This is a genomic window from Nocardioides sp. Z13_37 (genome assembly GCF_058355585.1).
This window is the reverse complement of sequence record NZ_JBZGDV010000003.1, coordinates 210,256-227,999: the sequence shown is the minus strand read 5'-3', so window position 1 is coordinate 227,999 and position 17,744 is coordinate 210,256. Positions and strand designations below refer to the sequence as shown.

Genomic DNA, 17,744 nt, shown 5'->3' with positions numbered 1-17,744 from the left:
GTCAACCTCGGAGGAGCGAGGTGAGCTCCGCCAGGGCGGCTTGCCGGTCGGTCGCGTCCACGACCGCCCATCCGTGCTCAGTGGCGAGGTCGAGCAGCTGCCGCCGTCCCTCCAGCACGAGCTCGTCGCCGCCGCGCTCCTCGATGATCCGCGAGATGACCGTGCTGACCGCGGTCCGCGGACGCTCGCGGAGCCGCGCGAGCAGGACGTCCGGTGCCACGTCGAGCACCACGCCGACGTACGTCGCTCCCGCCTCTGCCGCGGCCGCCTCGAAGCGCTCGGCCTGGGCGGGGGTGACGATGAGCTGGGGGAGCACGACGTCGCGGCCGGTGCGCAGGTAGGCCGTCATCAGCGCCAGCGCGGAGGAGCGCACCGCCTCCCCGGTGCCGACGAAGTCGTCCGCCCAGCCCGAGACCCACGACCGGAGCTCGTCGATGTCGCACACGAGGGTGCCGGGACGTGCGGCGGCCAGGTCGTGCGCCAGCGTCGTCTTGCCGACGCCGGAGGGGCCGTTGAGGTGGACGAGGGTGGGCACCGGCGGACTGTAACGGCCCGGACCCGCCCGACTCGTCCGGGAGGGTGGTTGGTCCTCTCCTCGACCTCGTGTATCTTGATGTCGAGATAACTTGATCACCGGTACTAAGGGTCGCCTGCCTTCCCGCACCTCAGGGTGCGACGGCAAGATGGACGCGAACCCGCGAACTCCCGAGGAGATGGCTGATGGCCAGTCAGGACAGCTTCGGTGCCAAGGGCACCCTGGACGTGGACGGACAGTCCTACGAGATCTACCGCCTCGATGCGGTCGAGGGAGAGGGCCTCGACGTCGAGAGCCTGCCCTTCTCGCTCAAGGTGCTGCTGGAGAACCTGCTCCGCACCGAGGACGGCGCCGACATCACGGCCGACCACATCAAGGCGATCGCCGGCTGGGACGCCAGCGCCGCGCCCGACCAGGAGATCCAGTTCACGCCCGCCCGCGTGATCATGCAGGACTTCACCGGCGTGCCCTGTGTCGTCGACCTCGCCACGATGCGCGAGGCGATGGCCGAGCTCGGCGGCGACCCGACCAAGATCAACCCGCTCGCGCCCGCCGAGATGGTCATCGACCACTCCGTGATCGCCGACGTCTTCGGCTCGGCCGACGCCTTCGAGCGCAACGTCGAGATCGAGTACGAGCGCAACCGCGAGCGCTACCAGTTCCTGAGGTGGGGCCAGGGCGCCTTCGACGACTTCAAGGTCGTCCCGCCGGGCACCGGCATCGTCCACCAGGTCAACATCGAGCACCTCGCCCGCGTCGTCATGGTGCGCGACGGCGTGGCCTACCCCGACACCTGCGTCGGCACGGACTCCCACACCACGATGGTCAACGGCATCGGCGTGGTCGGCTGGGGTGTCGGCGGCATCGAGGCCGAGGCGGCGATGCTCGGCCAGCCCGTCTCCATGCTCATCCCGCGCGTGGTCGGCTTCAAGCTCAGCGGCGACCTGCCGGAGGGCGCCACCGCGACCGACCTCGTCCTCACGATCACCGAGATGCTGCGCGAGCACGGTGTGGTGGGCAAGTTCGTCGAGTTCTACGGCCCGGGCGTCTCGGTGCTCCCGCTGGCCAACCGAGCGACGATCGGCAACATGAGCCCGGAGTTCGGCTCGACGATCGCGGTCTTCCCGATCGACGAGCAGACCATCGACTACCTGCGGCTCACGGGCCGCACCGAGGAGCAGCTCGCGCTCGTGGAGGCGTACTCCAAGGAGCAGGGCCTCTGGCACGACCCCGCCGCCGAGCCGCGCTACTCCGAGCGGCTCGAGCTCGACCTGGCGACCGTCGTGCCGTCCCTGGCCGGTCCCAAGCGCCCCCAGGACCGCGTGTCGCTGTCCGAGGCCAAGGATGCGTTCCGCACGGCGCTCGCCGACTACGTCAGCGCCGACGAGACCGGTGGCGACGAGCGCAAGCCGGGCGTGCCGCAGAACGACACGCCGTTCGGTGTGCGGTCGAGCGTTGACGAGGCCTCGGCCGAGTCGTTCCCGTCGAGCGACTCCCCGGCGTCCAACGGTGGCGGGTCCACCGGCGGCAACGGCGCGGGGGCTCCGGACGACTGGCATGACCACGCCGCCGCGGCGTCCAGCGGCCGGCCGAGCAACAAGGCGTCGGTCACGCTGGCCGACGGCACCGAGTTCGAGATCGACCACGGCGCCGTGACCATCGCCGCGATCACTTCGTGCACCAACACCTCCAACCCGTCGGTGATGATCGGTGCCGCGCTGCTCGCCAAGAAGGCGGTCGAGAAGGGCCTGCAGCGCAAGCCGTGGGTCAAGACGACGCTGGCGCCGGGCTCGAAGGTGGTCTCGGACTACTACGAGAAGTCCGGCCTCACGCCCTACCTCGACAAGCTCGGCTTCAACCTCGTCGGCTACGGCTGCACCACCTGCATCGGCAACTCCGGCCCGCTCATCCCGGAGGTCAGCCAGGCGGTCAACGCCAACGACCTCGCGGTCGTGTCGGTGCTGTCGGGCAACCGCAACTTCGAGGGCCGGATCAACCCGGACGTCAAGATGAACTACCTCGCGTCCCCGCCGCTCGTGGTGGCCTACGCGCTGGCCGGCTCGATGGACGTCGACCTGTTCAACGACCCCCTGGGTCAGGACACCGACGGCAACGACGTCTACATGCGCGACATCTGGCCGACGGCCAAGGAGATCGAGGACGTGATCGCGCAGGCGATCAGCTCCGACATGTTCGACTCCAGCTACCAGGACGTCTTCGCCGGCGACGAGCAGTGGCGCTCGCTGTCCACTCCCGAGGGCAACACCTTCGAGTGGGACGAGGACTCCACCTACGTGCGTCGTCCTCCCTACTTCGACGGGATGCCGCAGGACCCGGAGCCGGTGCAGGACATCGTCGGCGCGCGGGTGCTGCTCAAGCTGGGCGACTCGGTCACCACCGACCACATCAGCCCGGCCGGCGCGATCAAGAAGGACAGCCCGGCGGGCACCTACCTCGCCGAGCACGGCGTCGAGCAGCGCGACTTCAACTCCTACGGCTCGCGCCGCGGCAACCACGAGGTGATGATCCGCGGCACCTTCGCCAACATCCGGCTGCGCAACCAGATCGCACCCGGCACCGAGGGTGGCGTCACCAAGGACTTCACCAAGGACGGCGAGGTCACCAGCGTCTACGAGGCCAGCCAGAGCTACCAGGAGGCCGGCGTCCCGCTGGTCGTCCTGGCCGGCAAGGAGTACGGCTCGGGCTCGTCGCGCGACTGGGCGGCCAAGGGCACCGCGCTGCTGGGCGTCAAGGCCGTCATCGCCGAGTCCTACGAGCGCATCCACCGTTCCAACCTGATCGGCATGGGCGTCATCCCGCTGCAGTTCCCCGAGGGCAAGACCGCCGACGACCTGGGCCTCACCGGTGCCGAGATCATCTCGATCTCCGGCATCACCGAGCTCAACGACGGCACCACGCCCAAGACGGTCACCGTCAAGGTCGAGCCCGCGCCGGGCACCGACCAGGCGCACGGTGAGGCCAGCGAGTTCGAGGCCGTCGTCCGCATCGACACCCCGGGCGAGGCCAACTACTACCGCAACGGCGGCATCATGCAGTACGTCCTGCGCAACCTGCTTCGGGGATGAACGACCACGCTGCCGACCCGGCAGCGGTGTGGCGCGGCCGCGTCCAGGACGACCTGGACGCGGCCGGCCGGCCACCGCTCGGCGCGATGGCCGACTGGGAGGTCTTCCCCTTCGAGCGTGACGGGCTGAGCCCGAACGCGATGGGGGAGCGGGTCGTCCCCGAGCCCGTCCGGGCCCGCGACGCCGCGGCCGTGGCGTTGTCGTGACCGACCGGCCCGGCGACGTGGTGGACGCCCCCGACACCTCCGGCCCAGCCGGTACGACCGGGGCGCCCGAACGGTCCGACGCGCGGCCCGCCGAGTGGCCCGCCGAGCCGTCCGACGCGCCGGCCGGGCCGCCCGCGCCACTGCCGGCGTACCCGCCCGTCGCCGAGGAGCCGCGCCGCAGCCTGCCCCTCGTGCTGGCCGGCGTCGCCTCCGCGCTGGTGCTGGGTGCCGCGCTCGTGGCACCGCTCGTCGACCGCGCCGTCCGTGGTGACGAGCGTGCGCAGCGCGCCCTGGACCTCACGCTGGTCGAGACGTGGGACATCACCGACCGGACCCACACGATGGGCGACGTCGAGTACCCCCACGACCCGCCCGCGGGCGGGCCGCACGCGCCGGTCTGGCTGGCCTGCGGCGTCTACGACGAGCCGGTGCGCGAGGAGAACGCGGTGCACGACCTCGAGCATGGCACCGTCTGGATCACCCACGCCCCCGACCTGTCCGAGGCCGACCGCGCCCTGCTGGCCGAGCAGCTGCCCGACAACGGCATCATGTCGCCGCGCGAGGGCCTTCCCTCGCCCGTCGTGGTGACGGTGTGGGGCGCCCAGCTGCGCCTCGACGGAGCCGACGACCGCCGGCTCGGGCTGTTCCTCGCGGAGTATGGCGACGGGCACACCGCCCCCGAGTTCGGGGTGAGCTGTCGCGGCGGTACGCCCGACCCGCAGGGTGGGCTCCCGGGCGAGGGCACCAACGCCTGACCTCGGCTCCGGCCGCAGATCGTGGAGGATCGGCGTCACCAGGTGACGCGGATCCTCCACGATGTCGTGGTCAGCGCGCCAGGAACTCCAGCAGCGCCCGGTTGAACTCGTCGGCGTGGCTCACGTTGAGGCCGTGGGGCGCACCCTCGACGACCACGAGCTCGGAGCCGCCGACCGCCTCGTGGGTGCGCCGGCCCGAGCCCTCGAAGGGGACGGTGGCGTCGCTGTCGCCGTGGATGACCAACGTCGGCACCGTGATGGCCGTGAGGTCGTCGCGGAAGTCGGTCGTGCCGAACGCCTCCATGCAGCCCAGGGCGGCCTTCTGGTCGCTCTGGTGGCACAGCACGATGGCCTCCTGGCGCTGCGCCTCGGTGACCTTGAGCTCGCCGTCGGCGGAGAAGAAGTCGCGCATGAACCCGTCGAAGAAGCCGACCCGGTCGTCGGCGAGGCCGGCGGCCATCGCGGCGGCGGCCTCCTCGGTCAGCGGGCCCTCGGGGTTGTCGTCGCTCGCGAGGAGGTAGGGCGGCACGGCTGCCGCGAAGACCACCGAGCGCAGCCTGTCCTGGCCGTGGCGGGCGACGTAGCGGGCGACCTCGCCGCCACCCATGGAGAAGCCGACGAGCGTGGCGTCGGTGAGGTCGAGCTCGGAGAGCACGCCGTCGAGGTCGTCGGCGAGGGTGTCGTAGTCGTAGCCGCCCGAGGGCTTGTCGCTGTGGCCGAAGCCCCGTCGGTCGTAGGCCACGACCCGGTGGCCGGCCGCGCTGAGCGGTCCGACCTGCTCGCTCCAGGACTCGGACGAGAGCGGCCAGCCGTGGATGAGGACGACGGGACGGCCGGTGCCGCCCGAGTCCTCGACGTGGACCTTCGTGCTGCCCAGCAGCCCTGAGCTCGCGGTGACGTCAGGCACGGCGCTGTCCCTTCGTTGAGGCCCTCGCAGAGGGCCGTGGGGTCGTGCTTCGACCGTAGGCACGCCTGCGGGCAGGACATCCCACCCGCCGGGGTGGCCGGGGTCGGGCGGCCGGGAGGGGGCCCCGGGACGTGGCATAGCGTGGGCGACATGATCGTCGCCTTCTCCCTCTCACCCATGTCCAGCGACCCGACCGGGTCGGTCACCGACGCGGTCGCCGCCGCCGTGCGTGTCGTGCGCGAGTCGGGACTGCCCCACGAGACCAACGCCATGTTCACCAACATCGAGGGGGAGTGGGACGAGGTGATGGCGGTGGTCAAGCGCGCCGTCGACGTCGTCGCCGCGGTGTCCCCGCGGGTCGGGCTCGTGCTGAAGGCCGACATCCGCCCCGGCTACGACGGCCAGCTGACGGCCAAGGTCGAGCGGATCGAGGAGGCGTTGCGCGATGGACAGTGAGGTGCGCACCTACCGCACCGGTGGTGACGAGGTCGTGCTCGACCTGACCCGCGACGCGGCCGACTTCGTGTCGGGGCGCGGCGACGGGCTCCTGCAGGCCTTCGTCCCGCACGCGACCGCGGGGATCGCGGTCATCGAGACCGGTGCCGGCTCCGACGACGACCTGCTGGCCGCGCTCGGCGACCTCCTGCCCGCCGACGACCGGTGGCGCCACCGCCACGGCTCACCGGGCCACGGACGCTCCCACGTCATGCCCGCGATCGTGCCGCCGCACTGCACCGTGCCGGTGCTCGACGGACAGCTCGCGCTCGGCACCTGGCAGAGCATCTGCCTGGTGGACCTCAACGTCGACAACGCCGAGCGCCAGGTGCGCTGGTCGTTCCTGGCGGGCTGACACCGTGAGCGACGAGAAGGCGGTCGACGGCACGGTCGAGGTGCGCGAGGCCGGCGACGTGGACACGCCGGCCGTCGAGACCGTCGTGGAGGCCGCCTTCGGCGAGCACGGGGTGGCGATCAACGACGTGATGGCGCGCCTGCGAGGGGTGGAGGACATGGCGGTCGAGCTCGTCGCCGTCGCGGACGACGAGGTGGTCGGCTGCGTCGCGCTGTCGCGTGCCTGGCTCGACGCGCGCGAGCGGCTCGTCGACGTGCTGGTGCTCAGCCCGCTGGCGGTCGCCCCGGACCACCAGCGCAAGGGGATCGGGAACCGGCTGCTCGCCGAGGCCCGGGAGGCGGCCGAGCGTCTCGGTGCTCCCCTCGTGTTCCTCGAGGGCGACCCCGGCTTCTACGGCAGCCGCGGGTGGAGCGCCGCCTCGAACCACGGGCTCGAGCGACCCTCACGCCGCATCCCGGAGCCGGCCTGCCAGGTCCTGCTCCTCAACGGTCACGAGCCGTGGATGACGGGGCGGCTGGTCTACCCCGACGCGTGGTGGCGCCTGGACCTGGTCGGCCTGCGCGACCCGGAGCTCGCCGAGGTGGAGAAGGCGCTCGACTCCGACTGAGGCATCGAACAGATGTTCGATACGATGCCTGGGTGTTCCCCGCGCCGCAACCCCGCCAACGGCCCACGCCGCCCTCGGGACATGCGGGCGTGGCGCCGCCCGGCTGGCCGCGGCAGGTCCGGCCGCCCGACGCCCCCGACTGGGAGGTGACCGCCGCCAGCTGGCTGCTCGACCTCTGCCCGCCCGACTACCGCCGCTTCCCTGGCCTGCGCCGCCACGTCGTCGTGCTTGCTCGCTTCGCCGTGCTGCACGTCGAGGCCCAGCAGCTCGCGACCCGCCGCGGACTGAGCGAGATCCGCGGCGACCTCAAGGACGTGGCCGACGAAGCGGTCGTCCTCGCCGCGGTGCAGACCTTCCAGCTCGAGGACGCCCGCCTGCTCGGCGTACGCCGCGAGGTGGGCCTCGTCGAGGACGCGCTCCGCGGGCGTCGCTACCGGGTGCGCATGTGAGGGCTGGCTAGGGTCGGCGGATGCCCAACCCCGATCCCGACGCCCGTCCCGACCCCGGCCCCGACCCGCGCCGCTTCGCCGGCGTCATCCTGGTCGACCGGAGGGGCTGGATCCTGCTGCAGGAGCGCGACGAGCACCCGCGCATCGACCCCGAGAAGTGGGGACTCGCCGGAGGCCACGTCGAGCCCGGGGAGGACTTCGAGCCGGCCGCCCACCGCGAGCTGGAGGAGGAGACCGGCGTACGCCTGCCGCCCGGCGGGCTGCGGCTCTTCCGCGAGTTCGTCGTCGACCACCGGGAGGCCTACGGCACCTGGGACGTCATGCAGGTGTTCGTCGCCGCCACCGACCTCACCGACGCCGACATCGACTGCCGCGAGGGCCGCCGGATCGTCTTCGTCGACCCCGAGGTCGCGCGCGGGCTCGACCTGACGTCGGCCGCGATCGACATCGTTCCGGCCTTCCTCGGCAGCGACGCCTACGCCACGATGACCCCATGAGCCGCCCCCGCCTGACCGTGCACCCCGTCCCGTCGATGGGTGCCGAGGACGTGGTCGTGGCCGCGGACGGCACCGTCCTCACCGGCACGGAGGACGGCGTGATCTGGGCGCTCGACCCGGCCACGGGCAGCACCCGGCGGGTCGCCGACACGGGTGGCCGCCCGCTCGGGCTCGAGCTGCTGCCGGACGGCGACCTCGTGGTGTGCGATGCGCGCCGTGGCGTGCTGCGGGTGTCCGTCGGGACCGGCGCCGTGGAGGTGCTGGTCGACCGGGTCGAGGGCCGGGCGATGATGTTCTGCAACAACGCCGCCGTCGCGGCCGACGGCACCATCTGGTTCAGCGACTCCTCGCTGCACTTCGGCGTGGAGCGGTGGAAGGACGACTTCGTCCAGGACACCCGCACCGGCCGGCTGGTGCGCCGCGACCCCGACGGCTCCGTCGAGGTGGTGCTCACCGGGCTGGCGTTCTCCAACGGCGTGGCGCTGGCCGCCGACGAGTCCTACGTCGCGGTGGCCGAGTGCCGCGGGCGCACCGTCGTACGCCTGTGGCTGGCCGGGCCGAGGGCGGGGGAGCGCGACCACCTGGTCACCGACCTGCCGGGCTACCCCGACAACATCAGCCGGGGGAGCGACGGGCTCATCTGGGTGGCCGTGGCGAGCCCGCTCGACGGCCTCGTCGAGCGGCTGGGGTCCGCGCCGCTCCTGCTGCGCAAGGCGGTCACCCGGATCCCCGAGGCGCTCCAGCCCAAGCCGGCGCAGACGATCCGCGTGCAGGCCTACGACGACACCGGGCGGCTGGTGCACGACCTCGACCTCGAGCGGCCCGGCCACGGCCCCGGTTTCCACATGGTGACGGGTGTGCGGGAGCACGACGGACGGGTGTGGCTGGGCAGCCTCCACGAGCCGTCGGTAGCAGTCCTCGACCGCCCATGAAATAGACTCCTGCCCCATGGCTCTCCTCGACTCGATCGCCTCCCCGCGCGACCTCCGCGGCCTCACCGCGGAGCAGCTCGACGAGCTCGCGGCCGAGATCCGCGACGTGATGATCCGCACGGTCGCGACCAACTCGGGTCACCTGGGCCCCAACCTCGGCGTCGTCGAGCTGACCCTCGCGATCCACCGCGTGTTCGACTCGCCCCACGACCGCGTCGTCTTCGACACCGGGCACCAGTCCTACGTCCACAAGCTCGTCACCGGGCGCCACGCCGACTTCGACACCCTGCGCAAGGAAGGTGGCCTCAGCGGCTACCCCAGCCAGGCCGAGTCCGAGCACGACATCGTGGAGAACTCGCACGCCTCCACCGCGCTGTCCTACGCCGACGGACTCGCCAAGGCGTACGCGATCCGCGGTGACGAGCGCCACGTCGTCGCCGTGATCGGTGACGGCGCCCTGACCGGCGGCATGGCGTGGGAGGCCCTCAACAACATCGCCATCGCGAAGAAGAGCCGCCTGGTGATCGTGGTCAACGACAACGAGCGCTCCTACACGCCGACGATCGGCGGGCTCGCCACGGCGCTGACCTCGCTGCGCACCAACCCCCGCTACGAGCAGGTCCTCGACCTGGTGAAGAAGCGGCTCAACGCGGTGCCCGGCGTCGGCCACGCGGCCTACGACGCGCTCCACGCGGTCAAGAAGGGGATGAAGGACGCCATCGCCCCGCAGGGCCTCTTCGAGGACCTCGGCCTGAAGTACGTGGGGCCGGTCGACGGGCACGACCGCGCCGCGATGGAGCAGGCGCTGGCCAGCGCCAAGCGCTTCGACGGACCCGTGATCGTCCACGCGCTGACGCACAAGGGCCAGGGCTACGACCCGGCGCTGCGCCACGAGGCCGACCAGTTCCACGCACCCGGCCCGTTCGACGTGCAGACCGGGGCGGAGAAGCCCAAGGGCAAGATCTGGACCGACCACTTCTCCGAGGCCATCGTCGACCTCGGCGCCCGCCGCGACGACGTGGTGGCGATCACCGCGGCGATGGTGCACCCCGTCGGCCTCGACGTGTTCGCCGAGAAGTACCCCGAGCGCACGTTCGACGTCGGCATCGCCGAGCAGCACGCCGTCACGTCGGCCGCCGGCCTGGCGATGGGCGGCCTGCACCCCGTCTTCGCCGTCTACGCGACCTTCCTCAACCGCGCCTTCGACCAGGTGCTGATGGACGTCGCGCTGCACCGGTGCGGCGTCACGTTCGTGCTCGACCGCTCGGGCGTCACCGGCGACGACGGCGCCAGTCACAACGGCATGTGGGACATGTCGATCCTCCAGGTCGTCCCGGGCCTGCGCCTCGCGGCCCCGCGCGACGTCACGCGGCTCAACGAGCTGCTCGACGAGGCCGTCCAGGTCGACGACGCCCCGACCGTGGTGCGCTTCCCCAAGGGGCCGCCGCCGGAGGACATCCCGGCCATCGGGCGTGCCGGCGGCGCCGACGTGCTCGTCCGCTCGGGTGAGCGCGACGTGCTGATCGTGGCCGTCGGGTCGATGGCCACGACCGCGGTCGACGTGGCCTCGCGACTGACCGCCCAGGGGATCGGCGTCACGGTCGTCGACCCCCGCTGGGTGAAGCCGGTCGACCCCGCCCTGATCGACCTCGCCGGCGAGCACCGCCTCGTGGTGAGCGTGGAGGACAACGGTCGCGTCGGCGGGTGCGGCACCGCGCTCCTCCAGGCGCTCAACGACGCGGGCGTGCGTACGCCGTTCCGCCTCCACGGCATCCCGCAGGAGTTCCTCGACCACGCCAAGCGCGACGCGATCCTCTCCCGCATCGGGCTCGACGCCCAGACCCTCGCCCGCTCGATCGTGGAGGACGTCACCGCCCTCGACCGGGGGCTCACCGTCGTCGAGGTCGACCACACCGCCTGAGCCGTGCCCGGGCTGCCGCCCGGTGCTTCATACGAACCCGCACGTATGGGTGGCAGCTCGTATGACGCAGAGGAGCGCGCCAGCCAGGCACCCAGGGGAGGGCTCGACGGAGGGAACCGGGCGGTCCTAGGTTGCTTGGATGAGTCTCTTCCGGACGAAGTCAGTCGAGCAGTCGATCGCCGAGACCGACGAGCCCGAGCACCGGTTGAAGAAGAACCTCGGCGTCCTCGACCTGATGGTGTTCGGGGTCGGGGTCATCATCGGGGCCGGCATCTTCGTGATCACCGGCACGGTCGCCAAGACCAACGCCGGACCCGCGATCACCCTGGCCTTCGCGATCGCGGGCCTGGCCTGCGCGCTCGCCGCGCTCTGCTACGCCGAGTTCGCCTCGACGGTGCCCGTCGCGGGCAGCGCGTACACGTTCTCCTACGCCACCTTCGGCGAGCTGATCGCCTGGATCATCGGCTGGGACCTGGTCCTGGAGTTCACCATCGGGTCGGCGGCGCTCGCGACCAGCTTCTCGGGCTACTTCCAGGAGGTCTTCGACGGCACGTTCCTGGAGGTGCCGACCGCGCTGGGCTCGGCCGCCGACGGCACCATGGACCTCCCGGCGATCATCATCTCGCTGCTGGTGACGGGCGTGCTGATCGCCGGCATCAAGTTCTCCAGCGTGCTCAACCAGGTCGTCGTCGCCATCAAGCTGCTGGTCGTCGCGGCCGTCATCGTCTTCGGCATCAGCCACATCGACACCGCCAACTACTCGCCGTTCATCCCGCCGTCCGAGCCGGCGCCTCCGGGCGACGCCGGCTTCATGGACTCCTCCCTCATCAGCACCCTCCTGGGGAGCGACCCGGCGGTCTACGGCGTCGCAGGCGTGATCGCCGCCGCGGCCACGGTGTTCTTCGCGTTCATCGGCTTCGACATCGTCGCGACGACCGCCGAGGAGACGCGCAACCCCCAGCGCGACGTCCCGCGCGGCATCCTCGGGTCGCTGGCGATCGTCACCGTCCTCTACATGGCGGTCAGCCTCGTCGTCACCGGCATGCAGAACTACCGCGACATCGACGAGAACGACGCCGCCCCGCTGGCGACGGCGTTCGACGCGGTCGGCATGGAGTGGATGGGACGGCTCATCGCGATCGGCGCCTGCATCGGCCTGATCGTGGTCGTGATGATCCTGATGCTCGGCCAGACCCGCGTGGGGTTCGCCATGGCGCGCGACGGTCTCCTTCCCCGCCGCCTGGCGAGGGTCCACCCGCGGTTCGGGACGCCCTACATCTTCACCGCCATCACCGGCGTCGCCGTGGCCTGCCTCGGTGGCTTCGTCGACCTGGCCACGCTGGTGGAGATGGTCAACATCGGCACCCTGTTCGCGTTCGTGCTCGTCAGCGCCGGCGTCGTGGTGCTGCGTCGCCAGCGTCCCGACCTCCCACGCGGCTTCCGTACGCCCGCCGCCCCGCTGGTCGCGTCCGTCTCGGTGCTGATGTGCGGTTACCTGATGCTCAACCTGAAGGGCGACACGTGGGTCCGGTTCGTGGTGTGGATGGCGATCGGCCTGGTCGTCTACTTCGCCTACGGCCGCTCGCACTCCCGCCTGGCCGCCCGCGTCCCCGAGGACGTCACCTGACGCGGGCCCGGCTCACCAGCTCTCGCCGCGGGGGAGCACGAGGGCGGTGTCGCCGACCAGGTCCTCACCGGTGACGACGGGCTGGCAGCGGCCGGTCGCCACCTCGCACCGCATGAGGTCGACGCTCTCGTCCCGGAGGCCCTTCATCGCCAGGGCCGCGTAGGTGTCGTCGTCGAGCCAGCGATAGCCGGCGAGGAACGCGTAGTCCCCGATGTCGAACGGCAGTCGCTCGCCGGTCATCGTGTCGGAGACGATGTTCACGTCGGCGGTCTCGGAGATGAGGTGGCGGCCGTCGGGGGACAGGATCCCGTCCCAGCTCTCCACCTCGACCCCGGTGGCGAGGTCCGGCCCGACGACGTAGGCCTCCTCCTTGTCGGCGGGCGTTCCGCCCGCCCGGTGGTAGTGGAACACCCCGTTCTTGACGTCCTCCACCACTACGCGCGTGCCGGGCGCTCCCGTGAGCGGCTCGAGGCTGGTGTCGCCGCTGAACGGCTCCCACGCCGTGACGCCGTCGGCGGTCCGCAGGTAGACGGTCCGGCCGTCGACCGCGGCCACGGCGGCGGTCATGTCGGCCTCTCGCTCGAGCGGGGTGGCGGTCCCGTCGGTCACCGGGAGCCGGGTGACGCCCGAGCCCTGGGCCAGGTCGATGACGGCGTACGCCGGGTCGCCCTCGTCGGCGTCCACCCAGGCCACGACGTCGCCGTCGGACTCGAACCGGGCGGCCTCGGGGGCCGCCAGCACGCCCACCTCGAGCACCTCGCCGTCCAGCACGGCGTGGACGCTGCCGTCGGCCTCGGAGAAGACGAAGCCGGACGTCCCCTGCACCAGCGACACCGGTGCGGTGCCCCGGGCGCCCAGGTCGACGGTGGGCCCGTCGGGAGACATGTGCAGGACGGTGCCGCGCACCCACGCGACGGGGTCCTCCTGGTCCGCGGGCGCGGCGGCGACCAGGCCGTCGTCGTCGCCTCCGGCGCCGGCGAGCACGCCGGGGAGAGCGACGACGGCCGCGAGGGCGGCGGCTGCGGCCACCACCGCCCCGGCGTACCGGCGGCGGCGCACCCTCCCGTGGGCCGCGGTCATGATGGCGGACACGTCGACGACCGGAGGGTCGAGGCGGTCGGCACGCTCGGTCATCAGCTCACGCAGGTCGGTGGTCATCGCGTCGCCCCCATCAGCTCGTCCTCCAGGAAGGTGGTGTCCCGGCCGCGGTCGGCCATGGCCGTGCGCAGCTTGGCGAGCCCGGCGGAGACCTGGCTCTTGACGGTGCCGGGCGCGCAGCCCATCACCTCGGCGGTCTGGGCCTCGCTCAGGTCGTCGTAGAACCGGCAGACCAGCGCGGCCCGCTGCCGAGGCGGCAGGGCGAGCAGCGCCTGCCAGAGCCAGTCCCGCTCGGCGACCTCGGCCTCGTGACCCGGACGACCCGGGTCCGGCGGCTCCGCGCCCGGGCGCTCCGCGGTCCATCCCTTGCGTCGGTACCAGCCGATCGCCGTCGTGGTGATCGCCTTGCGCGTGTAGGCCTCCGCCTTGGCGGGGTCTCGCAGCCGCGGCCAGGCGACGTACGTCTTGGTCAGCGCCTCCTGGAGGAGGTCCTGGGCCAGGCCGCGCTCGCCGACCAACAGGTACGCCGTGCGATGCAGGGCGGCCGACGACGCGGCGACGAAGTCGGTGAAGGCGTCGGGGTCACGCCGCTCCATCGGTGCTCCTGCAGGTGGGTGGTCTCATGCCCCTCCTGACGCGACGGGGGCTCGGTCCGGTTCGGTGCCGGGGCGAGCAGTCTCCCGGAGACACCACGCCGGAGTGCCGAGTGGGCGCATCATGGGTCGGAAATGCCGCCGAGTCGGCGCATCATGGCTCGGAAATGCCGCCGAGTCGGCGCATCCTGCGGTCAGGATGCGCCGACTCGACGTGGTGTGAGCGTCAGGACGGGCCGACTCGGCCCGGTCGCGGGCTCAGTGGAACCGCTTGCCGGTCACCTTCTCCGAGATGCCCTGGACGTCGAGCATGAAGGTGAGCCCGCCGTTCCAGAACGAGAACCCGGCGCCGGTGATCATCGCCAGGTCGATGTCCTGCGGGGCGGCGACGACACCCTCGTCGAGCATCAGGCGCGCCTCCTCGGCGAGCCCGGAGAGGGCCGCCACGCGCAGCTCCTCCTTGGTCAGCTCGACCGGGGACTCCGGCTGCTCCTGCAGCGCCTTGATCTGCGGGTCGATGGAGAGGTCGGGCAGGTAGAACGAGGTCTTCTTCTCCGCCACGACCCGCTCGAGGAGCGGCGAGACGTAGAAGCGGTCCGGGAACGCCTTGACCAGCGTCTCGTTGTTGTGGAGCGCGATCGCCGGGCCGACGAGGCCGAGCAGCATGAACGGCGGCATGGGGGCGATGCCGGCGAACGCGGCGTCCGCGGTCTCGATCGGGGTGCCGGCGTCCACCGCCTTGGCGACCTCGCCCAGGAAGCGGCCGAGGAGGCGGTTGACGATGAACGACGGGCTGTCCTTGACCAGGATCGAGGTCTTCTTCAGCGCCTTGCCGGTCGCGAACGCGGTGGCCAGCGTGGCGTCGTCGGTCGCGTCGCCCTTCACGATCTCCAGCAGCGGCATGACCGCGACCGGGTTGAAGAAGTGGAAGCCCACGACCCGCTCGGGGTGCTGGAGGTCGGCCGCCATCTCGGTGATCGACAGCGAGGAGGTGTTGGTCGCCAGCACGCACTCGGGCGAGACGACCTGCTCGACGTCGGCGAAGACGGTCTTCTTGACCGACATCTCCTCGAAGACCGCCTCGATCACGAAGTCGGCGTCACCGAAGGCGACCTGCTTGTCGGTCTCTCCCGTGACCAGCGCCTTGTGCCGGTTGGCCTTGTCCTGGTTGATCCGGCCCTTGGCGAGCAGCTTGTCGATCTCGGCGTGGACGTAGGCCACGCCCTTGTCGGCGCGCTCCTGGTCGAGGTCGGTCAGCACGACCGGCACCTGGAGACGACGGACGAACAGCAGCGCGAGCTGGCTGGCCATCAGGCCGGCGCCGACGATGCCCACCTTCGTCACCGGGCGGGCGAGCGACCGGTCGGGCGCCCCGGCGGGACGCTTGGCGCGCTTCTGCACGAGGTCGAACGAGTAGAGCGAGGCGAGCAGCTCGGCGGTCTTCGACAGCGCCTCGAGGGCGTCGTCCTCGGCCGCGAAGCCGGTGTCGCGGTCGCTGTCGCGCGCCGCGGCGATGAGCTCGACGGCCTTCGCGGCGGCAGGGGACGCGCCGCCGGTCTTGGCCGCGACGATGCCCCGGGCGCGCTCGATCGCGGCGTCCCAGGCCTCGCCCCGGTCGACCTCGGGGCGATCGACGACGGTCTCGCCGCGTACGACGGACGCGGCCCAGAGCAGCGACTGCTCCAGGAAGTCGGCACCGCCGAAGACCGCGTCGGCCAGCCCGAAGTCGTAGGCCGCCTTCCCGCCCAGCGTCCTGCCCTGGTTGAGCGGGTTCTCGATGATCAGCGTCACTGCCTTGTCGGCACCGACCAGGTTGGGCACCAGCCAGGCGCCGCCCCAGCCGGGGACCAGGCCGAGCATGACCTCGGGCAGGCCGAGGGCCGGCGCGGAGTCCATGACGGTGCGGTAGGTGCAGTGCAGCGCCACCTCGAGGCCGCCGCCGAGGGCGAGGCCGTTGACGAGGCCGAACGACGGCTTGCCGCCGTCCTGGAGCTTGCGGAACACCGCGTGGCCGAGCTCGCCGACGGTGCGCACGGCGTCGGGGCCGCCGCCCTGGATGGCGGTGAGGTCGGCGCCGGCCGCCAGGATGAACGGCTTGCCCGTCACTGCGATCGCGTCGATCGTCTCGTCGGCGAGTGCCGCGTCGATCGCGTCGTTGAGGGCGAGCAGCGAGGCCGGGCCGAACGTGTTGGGCTTGGTGTGGTCCTCGCCGTTGTCGAGGGTGATCAGCCCGAACGTCACGCCCGGCAGCGCCACCGTGCGCAGGTGGGCGCGGGTCACGCGCTCGGCGTCGGAGACGATCGCCTGCGCGCGCTCGTAGATGCTGGTCTCGTGCGTGCTCACTTGGTCTCTCCCGTCGAGTCGGAGCTGCTGGAGCCGGCGCCGGTCCAGTGCGGGTTCTCCCAGATCACGGTGCCGCCCATGCCGATGCCGATGCACATGGTCGTCAGGCCGTAGCGGACCTCGGGGCGCTCCTCGAACTGGCGCGCCAGCTGGTTCATCAGGCGTACGCCGGAGGAGGCCAGCGGGTGGCCCATCGCGATCGCACCGCCGTAGGGGTTCACGCGCGGGTCGTCGTCGGCGATGCCGTAGTGCTCGAGGAACGCGAGCACCTGCACGGCGAACGCCTCGTTGACCTCGAACGCGTCGATGTCGTCGATGGTGAGGCCGGCGAGCCTGAGCGCCTTCTCGGTCGCCGGGATCGGGCCGGCGCCCATCACCTCGGGCTCGACGCCGACGAAGGCGTAGGTGACCAGGCGCATCTTCACCGGGAGCCCGAGCTCGCGCGCGGTCTCCTCGTCGGCGAGCAGCGCGGCGGTGGCGCCGTCGTTGATGCCGGCGGCGTTGCCCGCGGTCACGTTGCCGTGGGAGCGGAACGGGGTCTTGAGCCCGGCCAGCGACTCCATGGTGGTCTCGGGCCGCATCGGCTCGTCGAGCGTGGCCAGGCCCCAGCCCGCCTCGGCGGAGCGGGTCGCGACCGGCACCAGGTCGGGCTGGATCTTGCCGGCGTCGTAGGCGGCCTTGGTCTTCTGCTGGCTGCGCACGGCGTACTCGTCGACGCGCTGCTTGGTGATCGTGGGGTAGCGGTCGTGGAGGTTCTCGGCCGTCTTGCCCATCACGAGCGCGTCCGGGTCGACGATCCGCTCGGAGAGGATGCGGGGGTTGGGGTCGACGCCCTCGCCCATGGGGTGGCGGCCCATGTGCTCCACGCCGCCGGCGATCGCGACGTCGTAGGCACCGAACGCGATGCCGGACGCCGTGTTGGTCACGGCCGTCATCGCGCCAGCGCACATGCGGTCGATGGAGTAGCCGGGCACGCTCTGCGGCAGTCCGGCGAGGAGGGCGGCGGTGCGCCCGATCGTCAGGCCCTGGTCGCCGATCTGGGTGGTGGCGGCGACGGCCACCTCGTCGACGCGCTCGGGCGGCAACGACGGGTTGCGGCGCATCAGCTCGCGGATGCACTTGATGACGAGGTCGTCGGCCCGCGTCTCGGCGTACTGGCCCTTGGCCTTGCCGAACGGGGTGCGTACGCCGTCGACGAAGACGACCTCACGCTGTGGTCGGGACACTGGCTACTCCCAGGCTCTCAGTGGACAGGGTGAGATCACGTTACCCTTGGGTAACAACGCCTGCCCATCATCGGCGGGTGTGTGTCGGGTCACGAGGTCGGACTCACTAGGC

The 17,744-nt window shown here is 71.7% G+C and carries 17 protein-coding genes; 11 read left to right on the top strand and 6 right to left on the bottom strand.

Annotated elements, in window-relative coordinates; genetic code table 11:
• Position 1 precedes the first annotated feature (1 nt).
• Positions 2 to 535, bottom strand: a complete 534-nt coding sequence (locus AC4H2S_RS10725) for an AAA family ATPase (protein ID WP_491496964.1) — start codon at positions 533 to 535, stop codon at positions 2 to 4.
• A gap of 185 nt (positions 536 to 720) precedes the next feature.
• On the opposite strand from AC4H2S_RS10725, the gene AC4H2S_RS10720 reads away from it, so the two are divergent.
• From AC4H2S_RS10720 to AC4H2S_RS10710, 3 genes are read left to right on the top strand one after another with little or no spacing between them, the layout of a single operon-like run.
• Entirely contained in the window at positions 721 to 3,621 is a 2,901-nt protein-coding gene (locus AC4H2S_RS10720) for an aconitate hydratase (RefSeq protein ID WP_491496963.1), read from the top strand.
• Positions 3,618 to 3,827 (top strand): hypothetical protein, encoded by a 210-nt coding sequence (locus AC4H2S_RS10715; protein WP_491496962.1) that lies wholly within the window; start codon positions 3,618 to 3,620, stop codon positions 3,825 to 3,827. The genes AC4H2S_RS10720 and AC4H2S_RS10715 overlap by 4 nt, the downstream gene beginning before the upstream one ends.
• Complete coding sequence (locus AC4H2S_RS10710; RefSeq protein ID WP_491496961.1) at positions 3,824 to 4,582, top strand: thioredoxin-like domain-containing protein; 759 nt, start codon at positions 3,824 to 3,826, stop codon at positions 4,580 to 4,582. Before AC4H2S_RS10715 ends, AC4H2S_RS10710 begins: the two co-directional genes overlap by 4 nt.
• A gap of 70 nt (positions 4,583 to 4,652) precedes the next feature.
• Here AC4H2S_RS10710 and AC4H2S_RS10705 read toward each other — a convergent pair whose 3' ends face one another.
• Entirely contained in the window at positions 4,653 to 5,489 is an 837-nt protein-coding gene (locus tag AC4H2S_RS10705; protein WP_491496960.1) for an alpha/beta fold hydrolase, read from the bottom strand.
• A 150-nt stretch (positions 5,490 to 5,639) separates the two neighbouring features.
• Between AC4H2S_RS10705 and AC4H2S_RS10700 the strand changes: the two genes are divergently transcribed.
• The 8 genes from AC4H2S_RS10700 (at position 5,640) to AC4H2S_RS10665 (ending at position 12,372) form a co-directional block, all read left to right on the top strand.
• Positions 5,640 to 5,945, top strand: a complete 306-nt coding sequence (locus tag AC4H2S_RS10700) for a thiamine-binding protein (protein ID WP_491496959.1) — start codon at positions 5,640 to 5,642, stop codon at positions 5,943 to 5,945.
• Positions 5,935 to 6,339 (top strand): YjbQ family protein, encoded by a 405-nt coding sequence (locus AC4H2S_RS10695; RefSeq protein WP_491496958.1) that lies wholly within the window; start codon positions 5,935 to 5,937, stop codon positions 6,337 to 6,339. The genes AC4H2S_RS10700 and AC4H2S_RS10695 overlap by 11 nt, the downstream gene beginning before the upstream one ends.
• Before the next feature lie 4 nt (positions 6,340 to 6,343).
• Entirely contained in the window at positions 6,344 to 6,946 is a 603-nt protein-coding gene (locus AC4H2S_RS10690) for a GNAT family N-acetyltransferase (RefSeq protein WP_491496957.1), read from the top strand.
• An 89-nt stretch (positions 6,947 to 7,035) separates the two neighbouring features.
• Positions 7,036 to 7,395, top strand: coding sequence for a hypothetical protein (locus AC4H2S_RS10685; protein WP_491496956.1), 360 nt, complete (start codon positions 7,036 to 7,038; stop codon positions 7,393 to 7,395).
• A gap of 20 nt (positions 7,396 to 7,415) precedes the next feature.
• Complete coding sequence (locus AC4H2S_RS10680; RefSeq protein ID WP_491496955.1) at positions 7,416 to 7,892, top strand: NUDIX domain-containing protein; 477 nt, start codon at positions 7,416 to 7,418, stop codon at positions 7,890 to 7,892.
• Complete coding sequence (locus AC4H2S_RS10675; RefSeq protein WP_491496954.1) at positions 7,889 to 8,824, top strand: SMP-30/gluconolactonase/LRE family protein; 936 nt, start codon at positions 7,889 to 7,891, stop codon at positions 8,822 to 8,824. Before AC4H2S_RS10680 ends, AC4H2S_RS10675 begins: the two co-directional genes overlap by 4 nt.
• 16 nt (positions 8,825 to 8,840) lie before the next feature.
• The gene (dxs, locus tag AC4H2S_RS10670) at positions 8,841 to 10,745 is read left to right on the top strand and encodes a 1-deoxy-D-xylulose-5-phosphate synthase (RefSeq protein ID WP_491496953.1); all 1,905 of its coding nucleotides are present in this window, start codon (positions 8,841 to 8,843) and stop codon (positions 10,743 to 10,745) included.
• Positions 10,746 to 10,884: 139 nt separating this feature from the next.
• A complete protein-coding gene (locus tag AC4H2S_RS10665) occupies positions 10,885 to 12,372 on the top strand; it encodes an amino acid permease (RefSeq protein ID WP_491496952.1) in 1,488 nt (495 codons plus the stop codon).
• A 12-nt stretch (positions 12,373 to 12,384) separates the two neighbouring features.
• On the opposite strand, the gene AC4H2S_RS10660 is transcribed toward AC4H2S_RS10665, so the two are convergent.
• The 4 genes from AC4H2S_RS10660 to AC4H2S_RS10645 form a co-directional block, all read right to left on the bottom strand.
• Positions 12,385 to 13,530 (bottom strand): hypothetical protein, encoded by a 1,146-nt coding sequence (locus tag AC4H2S_RS10660; protein ID WP_491496951.1) that lies wholly within the window; start codon positions 13,528 to 13,530, stop codon positions 12,385 to 12,387.
• A complete protein-coding gene (locus AC4H2S_RS10655) occupies positions 13,527 to 14,066 on the bottom strand; it encodes a SigE family RNA polymerase sigma factor (RefSeq protein WP_491496950.1) in 540 nt (179 codons plus the stop codon). Before AC4H2S_RS10655 ends, AC4H2S_RS10660 begins: the two co-directional genes overlap by 4 nt.
• Positions 14,067 to 14,321: 255 nt before the next feature.
• Positions 14,322 to 16,406: a 3-hydroxyacyl-CoA dehydrogenase NAD-binding domain-containing protein gene (locus AC4H2S_RS10650; RefSeq protein WP_491496949.1), complete on the bottom strand. Its 2,085-nt coding sequence runs from the start codon at positions 16,404 to 16,406 to the stop codon at positions 14,322 to 14,324.
• On the bottom strand, positions 16,403 to 17,632 hold the full coding sequence (locus tag AC4H2S_RS10645; RefSeq protein WP_186342097.1) for a thiolase family protein: 1,230 nt from the start codon (positions 17,630 to 17,632) through the stop codon (positions 16,403 to 16,405). Before AC4H2S_RS10645 ends, AC4H2S_RS10650 begins: the two co-directional genes overlap by 4 nt.
• Between the last annotated feature and the right edge of the window lie 112 nt (positions 17,633 to 17,744).